At 51.8% G+C, this 10,714-nt stretch carries 7 protein-coding genes; all 7 read left to right on the top strand.

Going from position 1 to position 10,714, the window contains the following annotated elements; all coding sequences use genetic code 11:
• The first annotated feature begins 10 nt into the window (after positions 1-10).
• Positions 11-481: a hypothetical protein gene (locus J7619_RS07615; protein ID WP_291196416.1), complete on the top strand. Its 471-nt coding sequence runs from the start codon at positions 11-13 to the stop codon at positions 479-481.
• A gap of 67 nt (positions 482-548) precedes the next feature.
• Positions 549-980: a hypothetical protein gene (locus J7619_RS07620; protein ID WP_291196419.1), complete on the top strand. Its 432-nt coding sequence runs from the start codon at positions 549-551 to the stop codon at positions 978-980.
• Positions 981-1,027: 47 nt separating this feature from the next.
• Positions 1,028-1,282 (top strand): hypothetical protein, encoded by a 255-nt coding sequence (locus J7619_RS07625; RefSeq protein WP_291196422.1) that lies wholly within the window; start codon positions 1,028-1,030, stop codon positions 1,280-1,282.
• The gene (locus J7619_RS07630) at positions 1,279-4,368 is read left to right on the top strand and encodes a tape measure protein (RefSeq protein ID WP_291196425.1); all 3,090 of its coding nucleotides are present in this window, start codon (positions 1,279-1,281) and stop codon (positions 4,366-4,368) included. Before J7619_RS07625 ends, J7619_RS07630 begins: the two co-directional genes overlap by 4 nt.
• A complete protein-coding gene (locus J7619_RS07635) occupies positions 4,368-9,266 on the top strand; it encodes a hypothetical protein (RefSeq protein ID WP_291196427.1) in 4,899 nt (1,632 codons plus the stop codon). Before J7619_RS07630 ends, J7619_RS07635 begins: the two co-directional genes overlap by 1 nt.
• Before the next feature lie 15 nt (positions 9,267-9,281).
• Positions 9,282-10,484, top strand: a complete 1,203-nt coding sequence (locus J7619_RS07640) for a hypothetical protein (protein WP_291196430.1) — start codon at positions 9,282-9,284, stop codon at positions 10,482-10,484.
• A gap of 1 nt (position 10,485) precedes the next feature.
• Positions 10,486-10,714 (top strand): hypothetical protein (locus J7619_RS07645; RefSeq protein WP_291196433.1); only part of this gene is annotated, 229 nt, incomplete at its 3' end.

Raw genomic sequence — 10,714 nt, forward strand, 5'->3', positions numbered from 1 at the left:
ATAAATCAAAATGGCAGAAAGGATTAACCCCGCCGTGATGAACAAGGAAGTGAACTTCTTTGTCAACAAAGGCACCGAGGCTGCGCCAAATTGGGTGATGGTGGGTTGCGGTAACTCCAAGGACTACGGAGGCGCCGTGAACATGGTCACGCTGAATTGCGATAGCGGCAAAAGGAAGTTCCCGGATGGCGAGGAGGCGGATTATGACGCCCAGCTGACCGGTTTTGTGTTCGAGTATGCGGCAGCAGATGCGGCAACAAACGTTTCAGCGCGCGAATTCGAGGAGTGGTTTAAAGCCGTTCCGCAGGTACGCCGTCAATACCGCCTGGCTGGCAAGTACGAAAACGACACTGTGAGTACTTTCTGGGCATTCATCGCAACCTTCCGTACGTCCGGAAGCAACGGAGAGGCCAGAACTTACACCATCGCATTCACTTTCGATGGACTGCCGGTGCTGACAGATCAGACCGCCACGCCGTAATCTTTCATTTCATCAACAAACTGACAAGCTCCTCAATCGCGAGGAGCTTGTTTAAAACTAAATCGTAATGAGTAAGCTTGATAATTTTTCAGAAACCAGCGTCAAATTAACGCTCGGAGGTCATGAATACGTAGTTCGCTTTGGGATTACATCCCGCAGGCGGATAGAGGAACTACATCCCGGATTCGACTTGACCAAAACAGAAATGCCGGAGTTCGAGATTATCCTTTTCCTTATCCAGAATGGTATTGAGCCGGAAGATCGGAAGTGGAAGAATGAAGCCGAGTTCATCCGCATTTTCGAAGAGTGCACCGATGCTGAAACCCTATCAAAAGTTCCTTTGGCATTCATGAATGCAATGGGGTTTACCGGTCGAGTGTTCGCGCCGGCAGTTGGACGACTGTTTCAAACGATTCAGGAGATCAGGGAAGCGACACAGGCGGAAGCGCAGTCACAGAGTTCGACTGGCGAGACTACTGGCGAGACGCAGCCAAAATAGGCGTATCGGTTTCAGATTTCAAATACATAACGCCCTACGAATTCAATTTGATCAGGGAGGGCTATTACAAAAAGTTAAAGTATGAGCAGGACCGGGCGTGGGAAATAGCCCGCTTCCAGGCGCATACTACCTATTCGACCATTACGGCCGCACTTGGCGCCGATCCTGTGGAAATCAGTGAATGGTTCCCGCTGGCAATCGACAAAGAGCATGAAGCCGCGCTAGCCAAACTAAAAACCGGCCGCGCCATCGATCCTGATTACAAACGTGAGATGGAGGCCAGAATGAATGCAATACCATGAGCGACGTAGTAGGCGGCACCAATATACGGGTTGGCGTTAACCCATCGGGCGTGGCTTCCGGATTATCGGAGGCCCGCAAGCAATTCAAATTGTTTGCCGGTGATGTTAACGCTACCCTCATTCAATCTTACCGGTCAGCAGATACCGCACAGCGACAGTTTCGCGGCGGACTCACCCGTTTAGGAAACGAGCTGCAAGACGTTTCTAAAAAAATGGCATTGGTGTCGGCCGGCACCATCTTTGCCGGTGCAAAGTCGTTTAAAGACTTCGCTACCCTAGAACGGATGGAGAAAGGCCTGAACCTATACGGCGAAACCCTTCAAGACGTTCGCAGGATTGCAAAAGAACCAGGCGTCGGATTATTCGACGGTACAAAGGCTTTGGTCGGCCTTCGTGCGGTTCGACTCGAATCAGGACTCGCCGAGCGTGCCGTCAAATCGTTTGCGAATGCCATCGCGTCCTCGGGCGGGGATTCAGCCGATCTTGAACCGGCGCTTTTCAACCTCAAACAGTTCAAGGCTACCCAGAACATCAACACTGTTGACCTTCGGCAGTTGGCAAACCGGATACCTCAGACAATGGAGGTACTGGAAAAGCAGTTTGGTACAGCAGATCCAGCGAAGCTAAATCAGCTGGGCATTGACAAGTTTATCGAAGGGTTTGTTTCAGGGATGGAAAAGCTGCCGAAGGTGTCCGGCGGCGCAAACATGGCCCTGGAACAGCTGGGAGATTCAGCAACCTTCTTTTCCGCTACGCTCGGCAAGGGGATCGATATGACCTACGGCGTTACCGGCGTGCTCAAAACGCTCGGCGGTGTCCTGGATGATTTGTCAACCAATTTTGCCTCGCTGAATCCGGAAGCTCAAAAAGCTATCCTTTTGGTTGGTGGTCTGGCTGTGGCCGTTCCGTTGCTGGTTGGCGCGGTAGGCACGCTTATTAAATTCCTCCCAATCACTGCCGCCGGGTTTGCCGGTATTTCGTGGCCGGTCGTTGCAGTGCTCGCTACCGTCTCGGCGCTGGCCGGGCTGGCTGCAATTATGCCGCTGGTGACCAGTAAGACAGCCGAGTACAATAAACAGCAGGAAGTAGTTGCCGGATTTGCTACAAAGCTCGACCCGCTTATTGCGAAGTATGAGAAGCTTAAAAACAGCACGGGCAAGGAGGAGCAGGCTGAGCTTCGGGATGTAATCAAGCAAATCGCCGAGGTAGTCCCGTCCGCTGTTGCTGGATGGGACAGGTACGGCAATGCTATCGGCATCAACACCGATAAGGTAAAAGCCTACACCGAAGAGCAAAAAAAGCTACTCGTGTCCATGCAGGCCGTCCGCCGCGAACAGCTCCTTGCAGAGAATAAGCGCGGCGAGGTTCGGGTTGCCGAGTTGCAAGGTATGATCAAGTCCGGCCAGAAAACCGATTACCTCGGTATGGGCCAATACCTGCCAAGAAAAGCAACTAGCGGAGAGCTCGTTGATGCTGCGCAACAGATTTCGGATCTTAATGCAAAGGCAGTTGCTAACCGCCGAGAATTGGCCAGCATTGGTAGTTCCGGGCTGGATGCGGACATTAAAAAGCTTAACCAGCTTCGCGCTGATCGTGCCAAATACTCCAAGGAGCTCGACGAAGTACGTGCGCGCCAAGGTAAGGGCACCTACGAGGAGGATAAAAAGGCCGCGCTGGATTTGCTCAAAATCAAAGGTCAGTTTGCGAAGGCGGACCGAGAGGTTGTTGAGCAGCAAGAAAAAGTCCGTAAGTCGAATTACGGAATATTGCAATACAATCAGGCAATCGCTGAGGCGAAGGAGCGCGCGGCCAAAACCGACGGAGCTACGCCGGGCGGCAAAGGAAATCCCGCCGGCCAGTCGATCAACGATTTGCAAGATCGACTCAAAGCGCTGCGCGATGAATACAACAGTCTCGATCCTACTGCCGCCAACTACAAAAAGCGTCAGGCAGAGATTGCTGAGGAGGCCCGGAAGGTAACCATAAGCATAGATTCTCAGGGCAAGGCCTTTGAAACGGCTTCCAACGCTGTGAAGTCCGCGGCGAAAGAGGCAAAAGAAGCAGGCAAATACTACAAGCAGCTTACGGAGCTCGGCTACGTCAACTGGCAAATAGACCTGGCAAGCAAGTACCTCAAAGAGCGGAAGGCTGTAAAGGATGCCACTGACCAGTATAAAGAGCTGGTCGGCGTGGTGAAGAACCTGAATGTTCAGCGCTTAGGCCTGAGTAATACGACAGGCTCGATTATCGGTCAATCAGCCTATGATAGTAAGAACCTCGCAAGCGCCAAGCTTTCCGGGCTTGCGGATGTCAGAATGCCGCAAACGCTCAGAAGTATTGAGAACGAGAATTTCCGAGGTTCAATCCGAAATTCAGCGGCAAGCGAAATGCAGGAATTCATGGGGCCCCAAACAAGTCTCTCTGAATTCCGGAAGTATTTCGAAGAAATCCCCAAGATAGCCGGTGAAAGCGATACGCAATACGCCAACCGGGTTTACTCAATTGTCGATCGCACGAAGCAGCTAAGCGCGGCACTTTCTTCTACTCTGAAAGATGCGGCAAATGAGACGGCGGCAGCATTCGGCGAGCTCCTGGGGAATCTTATGACAGGTGCCGGCGGAGTGGAGCAGTTCGGCAGGCGTGTAATCGGCTCTCTGGCCACCATGCTCAAAGACATGGGTAAATCCCTGATCGCAGCAGGTACCGCGGGGATTGCGCTGAAAGTATTCGCCAAGAACCCATACCTCGCTCTCGCTGCCGGTATCGGGTTGGTTGCGCTCGGTCAGGCCACTCAGAACAAAATCGGTAACGATGCAGGCAAAGCGGTGACCCGATTCAAAGACGGTGGTTTGGCTTTCAAGCCTATGCAGGCGATAGTCGGGGATAACAACAACTCATGGAATGACCCTGAATTCATTGCCCCATATTCGAAGCTCGACAATTCGATCAAAAAGAGCGTGAAGGGCGCACTTCCACGGGCAGTGGGCGGCTCTGAGATAGTGGCAGAATACAGCATCCGGGGAGAGGACTTACACACAGTTTTGAAAAGGGTTCAAGTGAGAGATTCAGCAATTTTTGGCGGATAATGGGATTAAAATATTTTGCACGTTACCGGGATATAAATCAGACCGTTAAGGAGATCAGATTTTTCAAAGATGATTTCTCCGGCGAGCCGACGGAATGGTTTTGTACAAATGGAGCTGTTGACTATAACTTCGGCAACAGTGATACCTCATTCTTTCCCGAGCAGCCCATTATTGCAGGACAGGCGCGTATCAGCCTATGGCTTACCGAGCACTATGATCTGAAAGATTTTACTACGAATAGAAAGACCTATTTTGTTCAGATTGTTGATGTGTGGGTTGAAAACGTTGAGTTCAGCGGATGGGTGGAGCCCTGGGATGCCGCACGCCCGTACAAAAAAGCTCCCTGGCCGGTGTCGCTCACTGCCAGCTGTGGACTCGCTCACCTTTCCAGGAAAAAATATGCCAGCCCTGACACTGTTTTCAAGAAAACGGGCCTGACGATCATTCAGGAATGTTTGGGCTTGATACAGGCAGGCGATCTACCGCTGAGGCTATCTACCCATATTGTTGAAACCAGTTTCACCGAGGCTGACCTGCTCGGGCTGACTTCGTACGAGCAAAGCATTTTCCGGTTCTTCGACTCCAACGGCGAGGCGATGTACTGCGACGTGATTGTAAATGACATCCTGAATCACTTCAACGCAGAAATCGTACAGATAGACAATTGCTGGGTGATCCGCGGGATAGTTGATAATGCCGCAGGGCTTGCCAATAACCACCACGATATCGGGGATGTAACAGGTAAAGCCTGGCCGCCGACATTTGAGGTCAATAGCCTGCAATCATTTACCGAGGATGGTGGACAGGTGCGGATATTGCCAGCAAAGAACAAGTATCGTACCGAGGTTGACTTTGGTACGCAGATGCCGTTTTTTGAAAACGGTAACATGATCATTTGGACTGAGAACGGGCTCGTTGGCTGGGACTTTTCGCACATGCCGAAGGGTAATCCGGGATGGGAACAGTATAATCTCGGAGGGGAGAATAGTAAATCTATCTTGAAGGTGAACGGCAAGGCGCCGCAGCCATACCGGAAGCGCAAGAAAGTCGGTCTGTTCAAAAAGCTCACAAACCAGGCGATCAATGTCGCCATTGCTGGAACGGGAGCGGTCGGGGCGCTCTTCAATAAGCCTGTTCTGAAAGGTGCATGGTATGATGTGGAGCCGTCCGAATGGATTGAAAGTTCAGGAGGTACAATCTCCAAAGCGGACCGAAGCGTAACGATATCTTTCGACTACGAGACAGAGGCTTTTTCGTCCGACATTCTGATATCGATTCGCATCCCGCTCCTCAATAAAGATGGCAGCATTACTAATTTTTGGGTAGATAAAAATAGTAATCCGGCCATGGCAGGAGCTGACAAGACGAATTGGGGAGGAGACACCAATTTCCATCTTATTCGCGTCGAGCCCGTTGACAGAGGAAGTTTAATTAATAGGGGCGAACTCAATGCATCCGGAAATCCAAACTACCCGGCCGCGAGTGCCGCGAATTGGACGTGGGCTATAACAGGTGTTCCCGCTGGGGAATATCGGAAAATTGGCGGTGTCAATGGTGTAAATGTTGAGAACGGAGATTTGATCATTGCGCGCGTTCCAAATGTTGGCGGGACACAAGAAGCGGTCGGAGGTAATTTCGAAGTTGTCAGCATTCGCAACAATACCAAGAAAGGCACATTTAGCGGAACCGTAGCCCTCAATACAGTTATCTTAACCAAACCAGACCAGCCATTCCCGGCTGATAAAGTCTACGTGCGCTTTTATAAAATGGCGGACGACGAAGGTAAGCCGGGTGACTGGTACAAGATTTACAACCTGAACGGCGCCCTCGAAGGATTTGTGCCGTCCGAGGAATCAGCAAGGTACGCTACCACCTTGGAGCGCGGGGACGTGACCGATGAGGAGGCTACGAAGATCAACTTGATTTCCGGTGACTATACCAAATACTACGTTGGTGCATGGACCAAGCCGGGGTCGAATGAAGTTACCAAGTCGTGGAAGCGCCGCGGTAACCTAAACGAGTCAATGAGTATCTACCGGGCGATGATGAAAGACCGGTTGTGCATGACTACAAAACCTTTGGATCTGATTGAGGGAACGATTAGGCTTATGCCCGAATCTCCGAGGCTCACCTACATGCACACATTGACGTTCGGCGACCAGGGAGGCAGGCGTTTCAGGATCCTCAGTTTCAAGTATAATGACTACAATCGCACGGCGCGGGTCGTTGCGGCAGAAGCCCATTTTGAAGCGATCCCGGACGCGGAGCTCAAACAGAATTCTTATATCCCTGGATCAGGCAAGCAGCTGAATACAGTTCCTGATCAGGGAGACGGGATTTACCCGAGCAAGGAGGATACGACTACGGGCAGGCTCAACGCTGAGGATATGCCATTGACCGGCGAAGAGATCCTTGAAGCGGTACAGGCTGTCGGACGTACCGGCGCACTGTTCGAGGGCATCACACCGTTGACCTATGTTGCCGGCATTGAAAGCGAGGATTCTATCGATCTTCATGATTTCATTTCCGAAGCGTTCACTGAATATGAGGAGGATCTAGACGCAGAGGATAAAACCGACTTTTCAACGCTCATTTTCAAGGTTGTCTCAAAGCCAACTTGGATTTCCGCGATCGATGTTGAGAACCTGGTTGTGACCGCGACCGCGCTTGCACCAAAGTCAGGCTCGTTCTTCGTTGACTTTGAGGCATACGATCCGACGGATCCCGAAAATGCGATCCCTATCCGCGTACCGGTCCTGGTCGAGGAGAATGAGGATTACGTCGAGACCTGGCCGCCGGAATTCGAGCTGTTCCCGGTTTTAAGCTTCGTGTTGGATAAGCTGACGACAACCGGCTTTGATTTCCGGGATTACATGCCCGACGGCCACAAGTTTTTGACGTACCGATTTTTCTCGGTTCCGGAATGGGTTACGGCTCGCAGCGTGGTGAATGATGGCTTTTCTATCACCGGCAAGCCGACTATCATTGAGAAGCGCCAAATCACGGTTGAAATCTGGGACGGCGTCGCAGAGCACCGCCCGTATACCGATGAGATCACCTTACAAGTAATCGAGGCGACGGAGATCACCGGCGAGCTCATGGATACTTCCGCAGGCGACGCCAAAATTGGCGACCTGCCGGGCGCATTCGAAGTGTTGGCGCAATGGGATACTCCGATAACGGTTAAAGGGCTGCACGACCGAGTTTTGATAAAAATAACTGGCGGCGGCGACCTTGGCACGGAGCTGGATGTTACCAAAAACTTCCCGCTATCCAATCCAGTTACACAGGGCATTTACAGGCCGTTCGCTGATACCAGCGGAACAACTGCCGGCGTAGGGCAATACACGATCGAGGCAACGGCATTCCTTGGAGAGAACGAAACGGTTCAGCCGTTTGACCTGACGCTTTACGATGAGGAGTACCTGGCTAAGATGAAGAAATTCCTTGTCAAGGGCTTTGATTATGTCGGGGAGATCATGCCGGATGGTGCGACGTCATTCGTGTATCCAGGGCCGGTGAACGCGCGCGCCGAGATTCACGATATCGACTACGACGAAATTTACCTGTCCATCGAAAAGGATGGTGAGGTTATCGGCGAGCAGCACATTACCGATGTGAATCCTACGCTCGCATGGTGGTTCGAAGTGTTCGAGGAAAATACAGAATTGGAAGCTGGCGTATATACATTTCCGGTACGCCTGCTGAAAGACGGGGTAGAAGTTTTTAAGCGGACAGATAAGTTCACCATCGAGAGCAAGGATGCCGAGCCGAAGCCGCTGCTTTCGCTTGCTACTTTCCCGCCCGGAACGACCAACGCGACGATCATTGCCGAAAACATCCCGCTGAAAGGTGCCGAGTATGATCTTGTGCCGTGGACGCTGGTTTTCAATGGTTTTGGCCCGGGCGTGGAATGCGTTACAGGCGAATGGGAATTACAGTTTTTGCGCGGCGGTTCGTTCGCTGAAATGGACCTGGAACAGTTTACAGGATATCCTCAGAAGTTTGCTTATACGTCAGGGAAAACGCTTATCTTTGGCAACAAATCATCTTTGAAAATCGGGGATATTCATCAGGCGCCATCCCGCGTGCTGGCGAAGTTTATCGGCCGTGATGCTGACGGAAAGATCGTAGGCGTCGCCCAGGCTGATTTTAGCTTTCGTGTTGCATTGGATCCGGAAGATTATTCAGGACTTCGTTTCCTAACCATCGATCGCACCAACGGCGGCGAAATGACGCTGCTCGATGCCAATGTTCCTAAAACCGGGCGTCAATATACTATGCCTCCTGACGGGTTCTGGTGGACGGTATCCGCCCGAAGATTCGGCGGGGAGGAGTTCGACGGGGTAAAGGTGAAGCTTTCCAAAGTAGTCGGAGGCATCGAACAACCTGCATGGGTTTTTGGCTCGGACTACCTTATTTATCACAACGTTGGGAGTGTAGTTACGGAGCTTACAGACGACGATAAGGCCTACATCTTCGGTATGGATACTGACGCCGACGGGATCCGGGTAGTGTTCCGCGTTGGCGACGATGTTGAAATGCCGCTCGATGGCGTGGACGGCCTCGGATTCTGGAAAGTCACAATGATTGCCTATCTGGCCTCCGTGGAGGTCGCAACCCTTTCGGCAACCATTGAGTTGATCGAGGACGTAGAGCCGCCCATTAAAGATTGTTGCGCATGCGACTGCGAGGGCGAAGCTTCCGAGCAATTGGAATTTCCGTTCAATACACCCGCTGAGGAGTGGATTGTAACCCACAATCTGAATAAAAAGCCTGACCCCAACATCCTGGTGGGCGGGATGAAGGCTTTCAGCGATGTGCAATATATCGACAATGACGTATTTAAAATCATTCATACCAAGCCTGAAACGGGCATGGTCATCATCACAAAGTAAAAACCAAAGAAGGAGATGAAATTTCTGAGTAATGTTGACATGGATAAAAACCAGCTTTTGCAGGTTGTTATCCACTCTGCGGCGGTTGCCCCTGGCTCGCCGGTTGATGGCCAGATTTACTACAACACCGGCACAAACCTGTACTACTATTACCGGCTCACTGATACTACCTGGATTCCCTTCGGCGGAGGAAACGTAGTTGGCGGCGCTGGTCTGGCGGAAAGTGTTGCTGCTGGCGTTACTACGCTATCGGTCAACGTGGATGGTGTAGGACTGGAAATCAATGCCGATATCGTCCGCTTGAAGGACTTGGGCGTTGTTACCGCGAAACTCGCCGACAATGCAGTAACCACCATCAAGGTAACCGATAAAAACATCACGTTTGCCAAGATTCAGGACATTCCGACCATGACCTTGATCGGTCGTGTAGCAGCTGGCTCCGGCGTAGCTTCGGCGATTTCGATCATCGACGATAATACGATGGCATCGGCGCTGTCTACCAATCTCGCGACGGCCGGATCGATTAAAGCGTATGTCGATAGCCGTATATCTGCAATCGGAAGCTTGCAAGGTGCATTTAACGCAACTACATCCACGCAGTTCCCCGGAGGTGCAACCACTTTCAAGGGGTACTACTGGTATGTTACTGTTGCCGGTACCGTACAGGGAGTTACAATGAACGTAGGCGACGTATTGATTGCCAACAAAGACAATCCATCGCTTACGGTGGCCGCTGACTGGATATTCCTAGAAAGCAACCGCGATCAGGCAACTGCTACTGTCCTTGGGGTTGTGGCTTTGGCTACTGCCGCGGAAGTTCAAACCGGAACGGACGCGAACAAAGTGGTTACGCCATCGACATTAAGCCAGCGGACCGCAACGGAAACGCGCACCGGTTTGATCGAGATTGCAACGCAGGCGGAAACGAACACGGGCACCGACGATACAAGAGCGGTTACCCCGCTAAAATTGAAAACGCTTCTCGACGCGCAGTTGGTGGCGTCTGGGTTTGCTACGAACGTCGGCGACGCTACCGCGCTCGCTTATACGATTACCCACAACTTCAACACCAAGGATGTGGGCGTTGAGCTTTTTGACGGTACAACCGGTGCAACGGTTTACGCCGATGTAACCCGCCCGACTGTCAATACCTGCGCTATTGCGTTCGCAAAAGCTCCCGCCCTGAATGCTTACCGTGTGATTGTGAAAAAGAACTGATATGAAATTTCTCAGTGACGCAGATTTCGATGGAGCCCTTACAGCCGCCTCCAAAATTCGGGCGGCAACGAGCTACGTTATGCTTGCCGTTGGGGTGGCAAACAGCGCATACTCCAATGGTGCAATGGAAGCGTACACCCCACCGGGAGCGTATGCCGCTGGCGCGCGCCCTGGCTACGGCTTCCATGCGTCGGGAAGTTTCGGAACCTACCTGTATGCGCAAGCCGCGT

The sequence above is a fragment of the Dyadobacter sp. genome (genome assembly GCF_017744695.1).
In the GTDB taxonomy this organism is placed as follows: domain Bacteria; phylum Bacteroidota; class Bacteroidia; order Cytophagales; family Spirosomataceae; genus Dyadobacter.